Raw genomic sequence first — 16,272 nt, forward strand, 5'->3', positions numbered from 1 at the left:
GATACGACTGGAGCCGTGAGTAGCCCGGTCCGACCTACGCCGGTCGCCGGCGGGGCGGCGGGATGAGCACGACCGGGCAGTTCGCGCTCCGTGCGCATTCCTGTGCCACGTCGCCGAGCAGTAGACCTCGGTGGCGACCGGTCCCCTCCGCCCCGAGCACGAGCAGGTCCGCCCCCCGTGACACCTCGATCAACACCTGGTCGGGGCTTCCGTCACCCACCCGGCCGACCACGTCGATCTTCTGTTCCTGCAGGGCCGTCACCTGCTGCCAGAGCAGGCCCACCGTGTCCCTCAACGCCAGCGCGCCGTAGCGGCGGGAGTCGACGGTCATCACCGAGCCTTCAGGCTGTCGTACGTGCAGCAGCACCAGCTGGGCGCCGCGCCGGCGCGCCTCATCGGCCGCCCACTGGACCGCGGCATCTGAGGACTCCGATCCGTCGATCCCGACGACGATCGTCGCGCGTCGCGCTTCAGTGCCCCTGGATGACTCGCGAGTCATGGTCGCCTCAGACATGTCGTCAGGTCCTCCCACGAGGGACCATCGTTGGTGATACGTCTCTAATCTCCCGCACGCTCCGCTCCACCGCGAGTGACGAAGTACCTGCACGCCGAAGCCGATGGTCGTCCGTCCCACGGAGTTCGTCCGGTCCGCCGGCAATGGCGGAGTCCGACCAGAGTGTGCCGAGAATGCCAGGGCAGAACGGCAAATTCCGGCCGACAGGATCGTAGGTCCGAATTTCCTCCCCAGCGGTTCGAGCGCCGGGCGATGGCGTGGGTATAACCAGGATCGCGGGTGCACGTAATGCGTTGACGGAGGTGACCTGGCCCATGCTGTCGTCGAAAAGACTCTCAGATCCAACAGGCCGGGGCGCTCAGGGATTTCACTGGTGCCGAAGAGTGCTGGCGGGACTCTGCGTTCTGTTGCTGCTCGCTGCGTGCACCCGAGGGACAACTCCGTCGGTCAACGGCAACAGACCCGGCCAACCCGAGCGGGGCGGCACCCTGAACATGCTGGGGTCGGGGGATGTCGACTACATGGACCCCAACGTCAGCTACTACTCGATCGGCTATCTCGGTCTACGGATGTGGAGCCGACAGTTCTTCACCTATCCGGCGAAGGAAGGCCGGTCCACGTCGGCGGTTCCGGACCTTGCCACAACCCTGCCGAGCAAGGCGAACGGCGGCATCAGCGGCGACGGGAGGACCTACACCATCACCATCCGCGACGGCGCCAAGTGGAACACCGACCCGCAGCGGCAGGTGACCGCCGCCGATGCCGTACGCGGACTGAAGCGCACCTGCAACCCGATTCAGCCGTTCGGAGGAATACCGAACTTCAGAGACCTGATCGTCGGTTACGCGGCATTCTGCGATGGATTAGCCCGGGTACCGCAGAATGCCAAAGCCATTTCCGACTACATCAACAAGAATGACATTTCCGGCGTCACGGCAAAGGCCGAGCGCACAATTGTCTTCACGCTCACCCATCCAGCGACCTATTTCGTCGACATGCTCACGCTTCCCGCCTTCTCGCCGGCTCCGGTCGAATTCCTGCGGTATGCACCGGCCAGCCGGCAGTTGGCCCAGAACACCATCTCCAACGGGCCGTACCAGATCACGTCCTACACCCCGACCAAGCGGATCGAGTTCGAACGCAATCCGGCGTGGGATCCAGCCTCCGACCCCGTCCGCAAGGCCTATGTCGACCAGATAGTGGTCGACCAGACCGTGAGTCAGGAGTCCACCCAGCAACAACTGCAGACCGCCAGCGCCGGCGCGGACATGGAGTGGGACAACTACCCGCCGCCGTCAGCCCTGCCGGGACTCATCGCGAGGCAGGACCCCAACCTGCACCTGGGACCCACCGGCTCGACAAACCCGTACCTCGTCTTCAACACCCTCTCCCCCAACAACGGCAAGGCCCTCACCAAGCCCGTGGTCCGCCAGGCGATCGCGTACGCCATCCATCGGGGCAACCTCATCCAGGCCCTCGGCGGACCGAAGGTCAACAGGCCACTCACGCACGTCTTACCGTCGACAATCCTGGGGAGTACGAACTTCAACCTCTATCCGTACAACCCGGGCAACACCAGAAAGCTGTTCGAGAAGGCCAAGGTCCCACCGGGGATCACCCTGAAGATGCTGTACCGCAACGAGTCCGAGGGAGGCCGCAAGGTCTTCGCGACCCTCCAGCAGAATCTTCAGGAGGTCGGGATCCGCCTCGTCGGCGTCGCCGTGCCCAACGCCGACTTCTACACGAAGTACGTTCAGGTGCCGACGGTCGCACGGCGCGGCGTGTGGGACATCGCGCTCGCCAGCTGGGGACCGGACTGGTACGGCAACGCCGCACTGTCGTTCTTCGGGCCGCTGTTCGCCGGCGCCACGTCGTACCCGCCGACGGGCAGCAACTTCGGCTTCTACACCAGCAAGGCGACCAACCGGTTGGTCCAGCTGGCGGCCACCGCCACGACACCCGAGGCGGCGGCACAGCTGTGGGCGCAGGCGGATCGTCAGGTGATGAAGGAAGCTCCGGTCTATCCGATCACCAATCCACTGCAGCCCAACTACCACGCCTCCCAGGTGCGCAACGCGGTCTACATCCCGGCCCTGCAGAACTTCGACCCGACGAACGTCTGGCTGGAGCCGGGCAGGCGAGGTGGTTGACCCCGCTCCGCACCGCGAGGGTGTCGGTCCACTCCTTGCGGTGACGGACCTGCGGGTGGCGTTCCGTACCTCCGACGGGGTGCTCCACGCCGTGCGCGGGATCTCCTTCGACGTCGCCGCCGGACAGACGCTCGCGATCGTGGGCGAGTCGGGATCGGGGAAGAGTGTCGCGACCCAGGCCCTCGTCGGGCTCACTCGTGGCGCCGAGGTCAGTGGGCGGGCACTGTTCGCGGGAAGAGACATGGCGACGCGCGAGGATCGGTTGACAGCGGGCGACGGCGATCAGGGGGCCGGCAGGGACCTTCTGGCGATGGGCAAGGATGAGCTGCGGGATGTCCGGGGAGCCGAGATCGGCATGATCTTCCAGGACTCCCAGTCCAGCCTGCATCCGTACTATCGGGTCGGCTGGCAGATCGCGGAGATGGTCCGCGCACACGACCGGTCGGTGTCGCGGGCGGACGCACGCGAGCGCGCGATCCATCTGCTCGCCCGGGTAGGGATCCCCCGACCCGAACGACGGGTCGACGACTTCCCGCACCAGTTCTCCGGCGGCATGCGGCAGCGGGTCATGATCGCGATGGCCATGGCGCTCGGACCCGTCCTGCTCATCGCCGACGAACCCACCACGGCCCTGGACGTCACCGTGCAGGCACAGGTCCTGGAGGTGATCGCCGGACTGCGGCGCGAGTCCGGTATGGCGGTCCTCCTCATCACCCACGATCTCGGCGTCGTGGCCGAGGTCGCCGACGAGATCGTCGTGATGTACGCCGGTGCGGTCATGGAGCGCGCGGGCCGAAGGGATCTGTTCTACCGGTTCCACCACCCCTACACCGAGGGGCTGTTGAACTCGCTGCCCTCCGACCAGGCCGTACACCGGCGGCTGCGGCCGATCCCCGGCACGCCGCCGAGCCTGATCCAGATACCGGGAGGGTGCCCGTTCCATCCCCGTTGTCCGTACGTCTTCGACCGCTGTCGTACCGACGTCCCTCCGCTGCGCCCGGTCTACGGCGTGGACGCCCACCGGTCCGCGTGCTGGTTGCCTGTCGACGAGGCCGCAAGAGTCGCCGCCCGATCAGACCTGGAGAGCAGCGGCCATGGCAACTGACGGCCAACCGCCGCTCACGGACACACCGGCGCCAGCGAGCGATGCCGACGCCCTGCTGCGGTTGGAGAACGTCGTGAAGTGGTTTCCCCTGCGGTCGGACCGGTTCCTACGCCGGAGCACTGACCATGTGCAGGCGGTCGACGGCGTGAGCGTCTCGGTCCGACCCGGCGAGACCCTCGGCCTGGTCGGAGAGACCGGGTGCGGCAAGTCCACGCTCGCCCGCTGCATGGCCCGGCTGTACGACGTCACGTCGGGGCGGGTGGTCTTCGACGGCGACGAGATCACCACGATGGCGCGCCGAGATGTCCGCCGGCTGCGTCGGGAGATGCAGCTGGTCTTCCAGGATCCCTACGGTTCGCTCAACCCGAGGCGCCGGGTCGGCTCCATCATCGGCGACCCGTTCGCGATCCACCGGGTTGCGCGAGGGGCCGAACGCCGGCGCCGGGTCAGGGAGCTGATGAGGCTCGTGGGGCTCAACCCAGAGCACTACAACCGGTTCCCCGCGGAGTTCTCTGGTGGACAACGGCAGCGGATCGGGGTCGCCCGCGCCCTCGCTCTGCGGCCGAAGTTGCTCATCTGCGACGAACCCGTCTCTGCGCTCGACGTCTCGATCCAGGCGCAGATCATCAACCTGCTCGCCGACCTGCAGGCCGAACTCGCCCTCACCTACGTCTTCATCGCCCACGATCTCGCCGTCGTACGCCATGTCAGCGACCGGATCGCGGTGATGTACCTGGGCAGGATCGTCGAGATCGCCGACGCCGAGGGCTTGCACGCGCGGCCCCGGCATCCGTACACCGCGGCCCTGCTGTCGGCGGTGCCTGTGCCCGATCCTGACCTGGCCGACCAGCGGGAGCGGGTGATCCTGCGGGGCGACGTGCCCTCGCCGATCAACCCGCCGACCGGGTGCAGGTTCCACCCGCGTTGCCCCAAGGCGCGGGACCTCTGCGTGACCGAAGTGCCAGCGCTCATCCGCCGGGCCGGTGACCCGGCCAGCCACCTCACCGCCTGCCACTACCCGGTCGAGGCTGGGGAGCGGCTTGCGGCCGAGCGACCCCGACTCGCGGCCGAGCACACCGAATGGCGTGGCGACCCGAACGGTGGAGGTCCACCGTGACCGTCCCGGGTCAGCTCGACTTCGAGCTCGACGCGAACGAGCCCGCGGGCACGATCCAGGCCCGCAACCCGTGGCGGCTCGCGTGGGAGCGGCTGCGCCGGGACCGGGTGGCGATCGGGTCCGCCGTGGTCATCCTGCTCATCGTGGCGGTCGCGGCCGGAGCCCCCGTGTTCGCCCTGCTCACCGGGCACGGCGTCGACACGCAGTACCGGACGACCGGGCTCACGCCCGACGGACTGCCCACGCCGCCGAGCCGCGAGTTCTGGCTGGGAACCGACGATCTCGGGCGTGACCTCGTGGTCCGGATCGCGTACGGCGCCCGCATCTCGCTGCTCGTCGGCGTGGTCGCGACCCTGCTCACCGTGGCGACCGGCGTCGTGGTCGGGCTGGCGGCCGGCTACTTCGGCGGGGTCGTCGACACCGTGCTCGCCCGGCTGGTCGACGTGGTGCTGTCGTTCCCGTTCCTGCTCTTCGCGATCTCCCTGGTGTCGCTCACCGGGCCGAGCCTCGCCGTCGCTGTCCTGGCGATCAGCGCGTTCAGCTGGGCCGCGGTCGCGCGCATCGTGAGGGGCCAGGTGCTGTCCGTCCGCGAGCGGGAGTTCGTCGAGGCGGCGCGTTCGCTGGGGGCGAGCGACTGGCGGATCATCTTCGTCGACGTCCTGCCGAACGTCCTCGCGCCGATCATCGTCTACACCACCCTGCTCGTCCCGACCGTCATCGTGGTCGAGGCCACGCTGTCGTTCCTCGGTCTCGGCGTACCACCCCCGACCCCGACCTGGGGCGGCATGCTGAGCGACGCCGTGAACTACTACCAGGTGGCGTGGTGGTACATCGTCTTCCCAGGTGCCGCGCTCGTCCTCACCACTTTGGCGTTCAACCTGCTGGGGGACGGTGTCCGTGACGCCTTCGGGGGGACGGACCGCTGATGACGCGGTTCCTGATGCGGCGCATCTCCCACGGCGTACTCGTCCTGGTGCTCATCACCATGATGGTCTTCGCCCTCTTCTACGTCGCGCCCAACAACGTCGCGCGGACACTGGCTGGTCGGCAGGCGACTCCTGAGACCATCGCCCTGATCGAGCGGCGTCTCGGCCTCGACCAGCCCGTGTGGCGGCAGTACCTCGACTTCTGCTGGAACGCCCTGCACGGCGACCTCGGCTTCGACTACTACCACCAGGTCCCGGTCACCACGATCATCGCGCAGGCCCTACCTGCCACCCTGTCCCTGGCGCTCGGTGCGGCCGTCATCTGGATCCTGCTCGGCGTGGTCGGCGGTGTCCTGGCGGCCGTGCGCGCGCGATCGTGGGTCGACCGGGCGATCACCGGGTCCGCGCTCTTCTTCTACTCGATGCCGACGTTCCTGCTCGGGCTGCTGTTGCTCTTCGTCTGCTACTACGAGCTGACACTCGCGGGTCTCACGATCTTTCCGCCAGGCGGCTACTTTCCGTTCACCGAGAACCCGCTGGAATGGATGCGGCATCTGGTCCTGCCCTGGCTCACACTCGCGCTTGTCCTCGCCGCCACCTACACCCGGCTCACCCGCGGCTCGATGCTCGACGTCATGGACGAGGACTACATCAGAACCGCGCGGTCCAAGGGACTTCGCGAGCATCGGGTCATCTACCGACACGGGCTGCGCAGCGCGCTCACGCCGGTCGTCACGCAGTTCGGGATCGATCTCGGCCAGCTTGTCGGCGGCGTCATCGTCACCGAGACGGTGTTCAGCATCGACGGCCTCGGCAAGACCGCCATCGACGCGATCACCCAACAGGATCTACCGGTCATCATCGGGATCGTGATGTTCGCGGCGGTGGCGGTGGTCGTCGCCAACGTTCTGGTCGACCTCGCCTACGCCGTCCTCGACCCGCGGGTACGCCTGCACTGACCTCGACACCTGTTGTGCTCCGCGCTCGCGCGTGCCCCGACCATCCCGTGATCATGATCGTGATCATGAAGGATTCGCGGACCGATAGCCCCGTTTCCCTTCCTGGCCCGGATCCACTTCATGATCATGCGATGGGGCGACCAAGGTCCCGTGATCATGAAAGAGAACAGAACTGTGAAGCCAAAGAGGGCCATACGTCCGGCGAACCTTCGTGATCACGATCATGATCACCAGGATTTGGTCAGGCGTCGAGGGCGGGACGGATCTTCTGCTCGTACCAGGAGCGGAAGACGCCGTCGTAGAACTCCGGCGCGTTCTGCTGCCAGAACGCGTCGTGTGCCTCGTAGAACTTGCGCGCACCGGCCGTGAACTCCTCGTCCGCGATACTCGAGGTGAAGCTCTTCGCCTGGGTGTTGCGGACGTTCTCCGTACGCAACAGGTCGGCAGCGATGTCGACGTCGCCTCGTTCGTACCACCACTTCGAGAAGGCGTCGTCGACGGCTTCGGACGTCGGCCCGACCTGTTCCTCGACGGGGATGTACCACGCCGTGTTCGGCATCAGCTCGTGGTCGCCGGCCGCCCGGACCGCCTCCATGAACTCCGTGCCCCACGCCTCCTCCGGCGAGCCTGGCATCCCGTCGAGTGTGTCCTTCAACACCGGCGTGATCTTGTCGAAGTTGTAGACCTGCTTGAGATCGTTGGTCTCTTCGTACAGCATGTTCTTCTGCTTGACGAAGCCTTCGCCGATCATGTACACGTGCAGGTCGAAGATGGCCGACAGCTCGTCGTCGTCGAGGTCCGGGCTGAACGACACCGCGTCGATCTGGCCCTGGGACAGGTCCGGGCGGTACCCGTTGCGGCCCGTCGGCGGCGGTGCCCAGCCGACGACGTCCTCCAGTGGCTTGTCGAGCTTCTTCGCCAACGCCATGTGGGTCGTGTCGGCGGTCGGTTCGGCCGTGTAGAAGACGACGGTGTTCATGTGCATGCAGGCGTCACCACGGACGAAAGCGTTCCAGATCTCGCCGTCGCCGAAGGTGACGTCGGCCATCACCGACTCGTCCTCGAACCGCATGTCGCGCATCTCACCGATGATCCGCGCCCAGTGGTCGACGTTCGACGAATAGTCCCATGTCCAGTTCCACGGCGTCTCTGGCGCGGGAATCTCCGACAGCAGACCAAGCCCTTCCGCGGAGACACCACCCTGCAGCCCCCAGCTCTGCAGCGCGATGCCCTTACGTTTGCCCTCGGTCATGCCCTTGGCCAGCTCGCGGACGTCGGCCCAGGTCCATCCCGGCGCGGGCATCTTCAGACCCAGCTCGTTGACCAGGTCCTTGCGATAGTGGATGCCGACGCCGACGTTGTACGACGAAGGGGCTGCGTAGTAGCTGCCGTTGACGGTCCAGATCTTCTCCCAGATCGGCCGGGCATAGTCGGCGAGCCGCGGCAACAGCTTGCTTTCGTCGACGTGCTCGGTGACGTCGGCGGCAAGGCCCTGCAGGAAGGCAGACCGGATACCCGCCGCGTCCCAGCTCCCGATCACGTTGCTGACGAAAGCCGCCGGCGCCGTCCCACCGGTCAGGGCGGTGGTGATGGCTTCCTGGTCCCAGACGTTGACGCTCACCTTCTTGAACTGCACGCCAGGGTTCTTCTTGAGCCACGCCTGCAGTGATTCGGCGTAGGCAAGGCTGCCGATCGAGGCCTTCTGCTCCTTCTTCGTCGGCATCGGGCCGTAGGGCCCGTCCGCACTGACGTTCAGGGTCACGTCGCTCGATGACCCGCCGGGCCCGTCGCTGTTGCAGGCGCTGAGCACCGCGCCGCCGCCGAGCAACGCGCCGGCAGCACCGACGGCCTTGAGAAAGTTGCGCCGTGACGTGAATCCCGACCAGCTCGTCGCCGCACTCTCTGGCCCTGACTCGCCCATGGACTCACTCCTTCGCAGGAAACCTCACCGAAGGTGAGGAATCGTCCTCAGCTGTCCGGGATGGACACGACCACGCCGAAGGGGAAAGGTCCCCGATTGTCTTGGAGGTCACGCCTGTCACCGATGCACCCGGACGGTACCAGTTGGACCAGGCTCGTTCCATACCACGCATGACCAGTGCCGGTCGTCGCATCCGAAGCCGTACGAAGCGAACCCGCGGTCATCGTCGGGGGTCGACCGGGAAGGTCCGACGGCATCGCCTCGGAACTGATCCGGCCTGCCCCGGTTCCGGTCGATTCCCCCCATCTGCGCAGGCCCGTTCCTGCTCCCCGAGGCCAGTTCTTGACTACGGTCGTGAGTGGGGCACGCCCGCAGAGCAGGTGAGCTATGGATGCGTGGATCGTCTGGCTGGTCATCGCGCTGCTGCTCGGAGTCGCCGAGCTTCGCAGCCTCACCCTCTATCCCGCTATGGGCGCTGGAGCCGCCCTCACGACCATGATGGTGGCGGCGTTCGGTGCCTCGGCACCGTTCCAATTGGTCGCGTTCACGGTGAGTGCGCTGCTGCTTGTCGTATTCGTACGCCCGCTCGGACAGCACGCACTCCGCAAGGCTCCCCTCATTCGCTCCGGGGCGGCCGCACTGGTCGGCAAGGAGGCCCTGGTCCTGCACGAGATCACCCGGCACGCCGGACGGGTGCGAATCGGGGGCGAGGAGTGGACCGCCCGTCCGTACGACTCGTCCCTCGTCATCCCGGAAGGGACCACTGTCGAGATCTTCGCGATCGAGGGGGCCACCGCCCTCGTCCACCCGAACGAAGAGACCGTCCTCGACCAGTGACCAGCTTGCCTCTGACCCTGCTGGACGCAGGACGGTCCAGCCGTGGGGCGGCCGCCCTGTCGGCGATAAACCCGTCCGAGGCGACCGGCCAATGATGCGGTGAGGTCCGGGCCGCAGGAGCGGCCGGCGTCAACGATGTGGGCAGATCGAGTCCAGGCTTTCCCGCAGGTTCGCCGCGTTCGTCTCCACCTCGTTCACGGCGGACCTGACCTGCGGCCAGATCTCGGTCGGGCTCTCCCCATCCCGCACGCGCCGCACCGCGCTCCCGAGGTCGGCAACGCTGGCGGACAGGGCAGCGGCCTGCTGCCTGACCTCCCCGGAAGCCGACGCGCGCAGGCGGCGAAGGTCGGCCTGGAGGCGCTTGACCGCCGCCTCAGCGCCATTGATCCCGGTGAAGTCCCGACTCAGCAGGGAGTTCAGAGACTTCCAGACCGCCTCGGCATTCGCGCAGACGGCGTGTGTTCCGCTCGGCCTTGCCGTCGGCGTCACCATGGCACTCGCCGGACTCGCGGGACTCGAACGCTCGGTCGGCTCGGGGCCTTCGCAGGCCATCATCCCCGACCCCAACAAGGTCACCGCGGCAACTCCGGCGACAAGTCGTCGTCGGACACTCCGCGTGTCGTTCGTACCGCCGCCCGTACGACGCACCTCGTAGCCCATGCCACGCTCTCCCTCCACGAGACAGCGCCAGCGTCGAGGCGATCGACGCCGAAGTCGCCCTCCGCAGCGGGTGAGATGGGTCAGGACGTCGTGGCTACCACCGGTCGTGCACCTGTGGGCGGATCAGCTCGTCGTAGACAGCACGGACCGCCCCGTGCGTCGCCGTTGGCAGGGGGGCGAGTCCGGCCGCCCGCGCATTCGACCCGACCTGGGCAGGGTTGCGAGCCCCAGGGATGACGACGCTCACACCGGGCTGGTCGAGAATCCAGCGGAGTGCGAACTCCGCCATCGTGGTCTCGGGCGGCACCAGCGGCAGCAGCCGCGCCACGGCGGCGAGCCCCACCTCGAAGTCGACGCCGGAGAACGTCTCGCCGACATCGAACGCCGCGCCCTGCCGGTTGTAGGTACGGTGATCATCGGCGCCGAACCGGGTCGTTGTGTCGTACCTCCCCGACAGCAGTCCGCTGGCGAGCGGTACCCGGGCGATGATGCCGACGCCCGCTTCCCGCGCCGCCGGCAGCACCGCGTCGAGCGGTTTGAGGCGGAAGGCGTTGAGGATGATCTGGACACTCGCGACTCCCGGCCGCGCGATCGCGGCGAGTGCTTCCGCACACGTCTCCACGCTGACGCCGTACGCCGAGATCCGCCGTTCGGCGACCAGGGTGTCGAGGTCGTCGTAGACCCGCTGGGAGGAGAAGACCGGCGTTGGCGGACAGTGCAGCTGGACCAGGTCCAGGGTGTCCATGCGGAGGTTCTCCCGGGACCGGTCCGTCCAGGCCCGGAAGTTCGCCAACGTGTAGTGCGCCGGATCCTGGGCGACGCGGCGGCCCATCTTCGTCGCCACGGTGACGCCGGCATCAGGACGTTCCGCGAGAAACTGACCGATCAGTCGCTCGCTGCGCCCATCGCCATAGACATCCGCCGTGTCGATGAAGGTGATGCCCGCCTCAACCGCCGCCGCCAGCGTCGCCTGCGCGTCGGCGGTGCTGACGTCGCCCCAGCCACCACCGAGCTGCCACGCGCCCATGCCGACGACGCCGACCTTGCGACCGGTACGCCCGAGAATGCGTTCGTCCATGGTCGGAGCCTAGAGGACCCGGCGATACCGGCCCGCGGCACGGGTCAGGCCGCCCCGAGACGCCTCCGGCACGCCGTGTAGAGCCCCTTGACCAGAACGTCCACCAGAGCGGCCAACGCCGCGCCGGCCAGTGCGTACAAGACGGTTTCCACTGCGTGGCCTCCCTCGGCCTCTTCTGTCGTCTTCGGCCGTCGACACAGTGCTCGACGACAACGCTTGACGCTAAGGAGTGTGGGCGGCGAGCAAGGAGCCTTCAGGTGAACGGCAGGAGAATCCGGGTCGAACACAACTCGCCATCTCGGCTTCGAGGACCTTCGGCTCTACAGCATCGCGAACCGACCGTTGAGACTCGTGACGCGAAGGGGGCGGTCATGGCAGATACAACCACGCGTACGGCCAAGCGCTCGGCGAAGCGTCCGACCAAGAAGAGCGCGAACGGACGCACGGCACGGCGTACACCCGCGAAGCGGACCACAGCGAAGCGCGCGGGAGGTCAGCGTGTGGGAGCGAAGCGGGTAGGTGCGAAGCGCACCACCGCGAAGCGCACGACCGCGAAGCGACAGCCCGCCAAACGGGCCACGACCGGTAGAACGGCGAAGACCACGGCCAAAAAGTCCAGTGGGCGTCGCGGCGCCGCGAAACGAGCACAGCGGTTGTCCCCGAAGACATCGGGCAGACGGCCTTCTACAACGGTCGACGTGCCGGTTCCCCATCCGACCATGCCGCATCTGGACTTCTGGCACTTTCCGCTACCACGCTCCCTCGCAGGCTCGCTCGCCCGACTGCCACGTCCCTCGATGCCACGGATGCCACAGATGCCACGGATGCAGGTTCCGCGGATGCCGGACGGTAAGCCGAACGGGCGGGCCGGTCAGATGCTGTGGTACGGCGGGCTCGCGGCAGTCGCGGCCATGGGGGTCGTCGAGTGGCCGGTGGCCGCCGTGGTGGCGGCTGGCTCGTACGTCGTCGACCGGCGGATGAAGGCGGCTCGGCGGACGAAGCCGGCGGACGCCCAGAGAACTGGTAGGCGGAAAGAGTCCGGGACCCGAACGCGCACGCGCGCGGCGACTGGCAGGTCACGTCGTCCGCAGTAAGAACGGCCCGTCCCGGTATACAAGCATTGTCGCTGTCAACACACCGGGCAAACCTGGTCGGGATATTTTTGGACACGAGATGTTCATGTGTCCGTTTCTGATCCATCCCTCGAACTGGCTAATTGTCTCGCCTATTCTCCAGGGCTGTGATCACCCGGGGTCGGTGGTATCTCGTCGTCGTCGCCATGGCCTGTGCCGTGTGCGCGCCCACGTCCGCACTCGCTCATGTGCGTTCGTCAGAAGGGACCTCCGTCATCCGTCAGGATGGCGAGCACGTGCGGTTCGTCACGACTTTGGAGTACGACGTGCTCGCCGCGGCCGCCGGCCTGGCCGCTCCGGCGAGGGGCGACACCGACGCCGGACGTGCTCAGCGAATGGTGGATCGGCGCGAGGAGTTGGCGCGCTATCTCTCCGGTCGGGTGACAGTTTCACTGGACGGAGTTGAGTGCGAGGGCGAGTTCGAGAACGCCGGCCTGGTCCATCGCCAAGGGACGCCGTACATCGAAAGTGCCCTAGTATATCAGTGTCCCGGCAAGCCAGACGGCAGCTATCGCGTGCGTTACGGAGTCTTCTCCACCGAGGACGCTGTGGTCGACAATCACACCAATGTCGTCGACTACCAGATCGGTGGCACGAGCGGGGTGTTCGTCTTCGACCAGGGGCACCGGGAGCTCGAAGCGGGGCGTACTGCCGTCCTCACCGCACTCGGCCGGTTCGTCGTCATGGGGGTCGAGCACATTCTCGGTGGCTTCGACCATGTGCTCTTCCTCGCCGTCCTGCTGATCGGCGCGCGCGGCCTGGGCAGTGTCGTCAAGGTAGCCACCAGTTTCACCGTCGCCCACAGCCTCACCCTCGCGCTCGGCGCGGTCGGCCTGGTCGAGGTCCCGGGTCAGGTCGTCGAACCGCTGATCGCGTTGTCCATCGCCTACGTCGCGGCCGAGAACATTCTCGGTGGTGAGTCGCGCCATCGGCTGGGCATCGTGTTCGGGTTCGGGCTGCTGCACGGCCTCGGCTTCTCCAGCACCCTGAACTTCACCGACGGGTTGACGCCACGACTCATCGGTTCCCTCGCGAGCTTCAACCTCGGCATCGAGCTCGGCCAGGTCCTGCTCATCTGCGTTCTCTTTCCGCTGCTGCTGTTCATCCGTCGTTTCGCCTGGTCTTCCATCGCCCACACCGTCGCGACCACGGTGGCCGCGATGCTCGCCATGACCTGGTTCTTCCAGCGTCTCCTCACCTGATCGGAGCACCAGACATGGGAACGACAAACGGTCTCGGTGGCGTGCGCGGCGCGCCTGCGTCGGCGCGACTCGTGCTCGGAGCCAGCACAGGCATTCTGGCTGCGCTGGTCCTCGCCCCACCACTCACACCCGTGATCGCGCAAGCGGTCGACCCGACCGCCGCAGGGGTGACCGGCGTCGTCTACCGCGACAGCAACGGCAACGGCCAAAGGGACGCGGGCGAGCCCGGAATCCCGGACGTGAGCGTTTCCGACGGTGCCAGGACGGTCCAGACCGACGACCAGGGCGGCTACTCGCTCGATGTGGACGTCGACCGGCGGATCACCGACATCATCTACCTCAGCAAGCCGGCCGGCTACGCCGTGGCGACCGACGAGTTCAAGACACCGCAGTTCTACCGGACCCTCGGTGAGCTCGCCGACGGCGCGAGTGTCGAGGCGGACTTCGCGCTACGTCCCGACCCGAACTCGCGCCAAGGTGACTTCACCTTCGCCAACGTCGCGGACACCCACGTCAACCCCAACGTCGCCGCCCAACTCCAGCAGATCAACGACACCGCGCAGGACCTGGCGTTCGTCCAGATCAGTGGCGACCTCACCAACAACGCCACCGACGCGGAGTTCGAGTCCTACCTGCGGTCCACGGCCGCGTCGGCTCTACCGGTGTGGCCAGCGGTCGGCAACCACGAGTACTTCAACGGCGGCGAGCCGACCTACCCGGCGCGGATCGACAACTACCGCAGGCACGTCGGCCCGGAGTGGTACTCCTTCGGCTACGGCGACCGGCACTTCGTGGTGCTCGAGAACAACGGCGCAGCCCCGTTCGAGGAGCAGCACGCCTGGTTGCTGCAGGACCTCCAGACCCACGCGGAGGACAAGCGTGTCGTGGTGCTCATGCACCAGCCGATGAACGTGCCGTTCGGCTCGCCGACCGCCTACGACGCCTTCCAGCAGCTCTTCGAGTCCTACGACACCGAACTGGTCCTGGTCGGCCACGAGCACTCCAACCAGGCCGACCTGACCTGGGTCAAGGGCGCCCGCCACGTGCAGACGAACTCCAGCTCCTACACGATCGACCACAGCCCGCGTGGGTTCCGTTACGTCCACATGCGCGGGAAGGGCTCGGACAACCCGTTCCGGATGTACGGAGTGGACCGCGCGCTGACGGTCACCAACCCGGGGCCGGACAGTGAGGTGTCGGCGAGGGCGCTGAAGGAGATCCAGGTCAACGCGTACCACACCGCCGACGAGGTGCGGCAGGTCCGCTACCGGCTCGACGGCGGAGGCCAGTGGCGCGACCTCGCGCGCTCCGGCGATTTCACGTGGTACGGCGGCTACCCGTCCAGTGCTCGTTCGCCAGGCAAGCACCGGGTGGACGTCGAGGCCGTCGCGTCCGGTGGCGCACGGTGGAAGACAACGACGACGTACACGGTGACCGACGCGGCACCGCCCACGATCCAGGCGGGTGCCGACTGGCCGCAGTTCCATGGCGACCCGAGTCACAGCGGGGTCGCCTCCGAGGTGCTGGCACCGGGGCTCGACCTTGCCTGGACCTATCGCACGCCGGGCGCGATCCTCACCGGTTCCCCGGTCATCGCCGGGGGAATCGCCTATGTCGGCACGCGCGATGAGAACGACGTCAAGACCAACGCCGTCCATGCGGTCGACATGACGACGGGTAAGCGGGTCTGGTCCGCGCGCACCGATGCCTCGGTGCACGGCACTCCCGCGGTCGCCGACGGGTTGGTGTTCGTACCGACCCTGAATGCCACGCTGTACGCCTTCGATGCAAAGACCGGTGCGCTCCGGTGGAAGCGGGAGGCGGAGGCCGCGGATCCGCCGGCCATCCAGCGGAAGTACTCCTACTACTCCCCCGCGGTCGCCGACGGGAAGGTCTACTGGCCCTACCAGACGCGACACGGTGCGGCGAGCCGTGGCCTGCTGGCCGCCCTCGACACGAAGACCGGCACTCCGGTCTGGGAGTCACCGATGACCGGAGCGACGATGAGCGACGGGACCCCGGCGGTGGCGGACGGGCGCGTCTACGTCGGCAACGAGACCGCCGACCGCGTGATCGCCTACGACGCCGCCACCGGGCAGCAGTTGTGGGTCGCCACGGCCCGCCTCGGCGGCTGGCAGGACGGAACGCCGATGGTGGCCGGCAACCGGCTTTTCATCGGCTCGAACAACGGCCTCATCGCACGAGACGCGACGACGGGCGCCGACCTGTGGACCTACCGGAGCCCGGGGCCGTCGTTCATTCCACAGAACGCGACACCGGCGACACCGGCAGTTGTCGAGGACACTGCCTATGTCGGCTTCCCGGACGGCCGGGTGACGGCACTCGACGTCAGTACGGGTGCGGTCGTGTGGAGTGTTCTGCTGCCGGGCAAGCCGTACCTCGGTGGCGTCCTGTCGGCTCCCGCGGTCAGCGGTGACACGGTGTACGTCGGGTCCAACGGCGGACACGTCTACGCCCTCGACCGGGCGACGGGCAGTGAACAGTGGAGCTACGAGATCGGCACCTGGGTGGCGTCCGGTCCCGCGATCTCCGGAAACGCGCTGCTGGTCGGTGCCTGGGACGGCAACCTCTACGCCTTCGCGGCCAGGAAGTAGGCCAGGAAGCAAGCCAGGAAGCAAGCCAGGAAGCAAGCCAGGAAGTAAGCAGATC

The 16,272-nt window shown here is 67.3% G+C and carries 13 protein-coding genes; 9 read left to right on the forward strand and 4 right to left on the reverse strand.

The window, feature by feature from the left end; genetic code table 11:
- Positions 1-34: 34 nt before the first annotated feature.
- On the reverse strand, positions 35-514 hold the full coding sequence (locus ABNF93_RS15155) for a universal stress protein (RefSeq protein ID WP_349328666.1): 480 nt from the start codon (positions 512-514) through the stop codon (positions 35-37).
- A 383-nt stretch (positions 515-897) separates the two neighbouring features.
- Here ABNF93_RS15155 and ABNF93_RS15160 point away from each other — a divergent pair, with 383 nt between their 5' ends.
- Genes ABNF93_RS15160 through ABNF93_RS15180 form a run of 5 tightly spaced genes read left to right on the forward strand, consistent with a single transcriptional unit; the run spans position 898 to position 6,771 of the window.
- The gene (locus ABNF93_RS15160; RefSeq protein ID WP_349328668.1) at positions 898-2,664 is read left to right on the forward strand and encodes an ABC transporter substrate-binding protein; all 1,767 of its coding nucleotides are present in this window, start codon (positions 898-900) and stop codon (positions 2,662-2,664) included.
- A 40-nt stretch (positions 2,665-2,704) separates the two neighbouring features.
- Positions 2,705-3,769 (forward strand): ABC transporter ATP-binding protein, encoded by a 1,065-nt coding sequence (locus ABNF93_RS15165; protein ID WP_349328669.1) that lies wholly within the window; start codon positions 2,705-2,707, stop codon positions 3,767-3,769.
- The gene (locus ABNF93_RS15170; protein ID WP_349328671.1) at positions 3,759-4,886 is read left to right on the forward strand and encodes an ABC transporter ATP-binding protein; all 1,128 of its coding nucleotides are present in this window, start codon (positions 3,759-3,761) and stop codon (positions 4,884-4,886) included. The genes ABNF93_RS15165 and ABNF93_RS15170 overlap by 11 nt, the downstream gene beginning before the upstream one ends.
- Positions 4,883-5,812 carry an ABC transporter permease gene (locus ABNF93_RS15175; RefSeq protein ID WP_349328672.1) on the forward strand — a complete coding sequence of 310 codons (930 nt, stop codon included), beginning with the start codon at positions 4,883-4,885 and terminating at the stop codon, positions 5,810-5,812. The genes ABNF93_RS15170 and ABNF93_RS15175 overlap by 4 nt, the downstream gene beginning before the upstream one ends.
- Positions 5,812-6,771, forward strand: a complete 960-nt coding sequence (locus ABNF93_RS15180; RefSeq protein ID WP_349328673.1) for an ABC transporter permease — start codon at positions 5,812-5,814, stop codon at positions 6,769-6,771. The genes ABNF93_RS15175 and ABNF93_RS15180 overlap by 1 nt, the downstream gene beginning before the upstream one ends.
- Positions 6,772-7,012: 241 nt before the next feature.
- Here ABNF93_RS15180 and ABNF93_RS15185 read toward each other — a convergent pair whose 3' ends face one another.
- Positions 7,013-8,692 carry an ABC transporter substrate-binding protein gene (locus ABNF93_RS15185; protein ID WP_349328674.1) on the reverse strand — a complete coding sequence of 560 codons (1,680 nt, stop codon included), beginning with the start codon at positions 8,690-8,692 and terminating at the stop codon, positions 7,013-7,015.
- A 387-nt stretch (positions 8,693-9,079) separates the two neighbouring features.
- Between ABNF93_RS15185 and ABNF93_RS15190 the strand changes: the two genes are divergently transcribed.
- Positions 9,080-9,529, forward strand: a complete 450-nt coding sequence (locus ABNF93_RS15190) for an NfeD family protein (protein WP_349328676.1) — start codon at positions 9,080-9,082, stop codon at positions 9,527-9,529.
- A gap of 129 nt (positions 9,530-9,658) precedes the next feature.
- Here the strand turns inward: ABNF93_RS15190 and ABNF93_RS15195 are convergent, their stop codons facing one another.
- Complete coding sequence (locus ABNF93_RS15195) at positions 9,659-10,189, reverse strand: hypothetical protein (RefSeq protein WP_349328677.1); 531 nt, start codon at positions 10,187-10,189, stop codon at positions 9,659-9,661.
- Positions 10,190-10,283: 94 nt separating this feature from the next.
- Entirely contained in the window at positions 10,284-11,267 is a 984-nt protein-coding gene (locus ABNF93_RS15200; RefSeq protein WP_349328678.1) for an aldo/keto reductase, read from the reverse strand.
- Between the two features lie 815 nt (positions 11,268-12,082).
- Here ABNF93_RS15200 and ABNF93_RS15205 point away from each other — a divergent pair.
- The 3 genes from ABNF93_RS15205 (at position 12,083) to ABNF93_RS15215 (ending at position 16,217) form a co-directional block, all read left to right on the forward strand.
- The gene (locus ABNF93_RS15205) at positions 12,083-12,361 is read left to right on the forward strand and encodes a hypothetical protein (protein WP_349328680.1); all 279 of its coding nucleotides are present in this window, start codon (positions 12,083-12,085) and stop codon (positions 12,359-12,361) included.
- A 146-nt stretch (positions 12,362-12,507) separates the two neighbouring features.
- Complete coding sequence (locus tag ABNF93_RS15210) at positions 12,508-13,602, forward strand: HupE/UreJ family protein (RefSeq protein ID WP_349328681.1); 1,095 nt, start codon at positions 12,508-12,510, stop codon at positions 13,600-13,602.
- A gap of 14 nt (positions 13,603-13,616) precedes the next feature.
- Positions 13,617-16,217, forward strand: coding sequence for an outer membrane protein assembly factor BamB family protein (locus ABNF93_RS15215; RefSeq protein WP_349328682.1), 2,601 nt, complete (start codon positions 13,617-13,619; stop codon positions 16,215-16,217).
- Positions 16,218-16,272 lie beyond the last annotated feature (55 nt).

The organism is Actinopolymorpha sp. B9G3, assembly GCF_040120725.1.
GTDB lineage: Bacteria > Actinomycetota > Actinomycetes > Propionibacteriales > Actinopolymorphaceae > Thermasporomyces.

Coding starts and splice junctions, on each gene's coding strand:
- ABNF93_RS15155 (WP_349328666.1), bottom strand. CDS start 514: ATGTCTGAGGCGACCATGACTCGCGAGTCATCCAGGGGCACTGAAGCG.
- ABNF93_RS15195 (WP_349328677.1), bottom strand. CDS start 10,189: ATGGGCTACGAGGTGCGTCGTACGGGCGGCGGTACGAACGACACGCGG.
- ABNF93_RS15170 (WP_349328671.1), top strand. CDS start 3,759: ATGGCAACTGACGGCCAACCGCCGCTCACGGACACACCGGCGCCAGCG.
- ABNF93_RS15185 (WP_349328674.1), bottom strand. CDS start 8,692: ATGGGCGAGTCAGGGCCAGAGAGTGCGGCGACGAGCTGGTCGGGATTC.
- ABNF93_RS15180 (WP_349328673.1), top strand. CDS start 5,812: ATGACGCGGTTCCTGATGCGGCGCATCTCCCACGGCGTACTCGTCCTG.
- ABNF93_RS15190 (WP_349328676.1), top strand. CDS start 9,080: ATGGATGCGTGGATCGTCTGGCTGGTCATCGCGCTGCTGCTCGGAGTC.
- ABNF93_RS15215 (WP_349328682.1), top strand. CDS start 13,617: ATGGGAACGACAAACGGTCTCGGTGGCGTGCGCGGCGCGCCTGCGTCG.
- ABNF93_RS15200 (WP_349328678.1), bottom strand. CDS start 11,267: ATGGACGAACGCATTCTCGGGCGTACCGGTCGCAAGGTCGGCGTCGTC.
- ABNF93_RS15205 (WP_349328680.1), top strand. CDS start 12,083: ATGCCACGGATGCAGGTTCCGCGGATGCCGGACGGTAAGCCGAACGGG.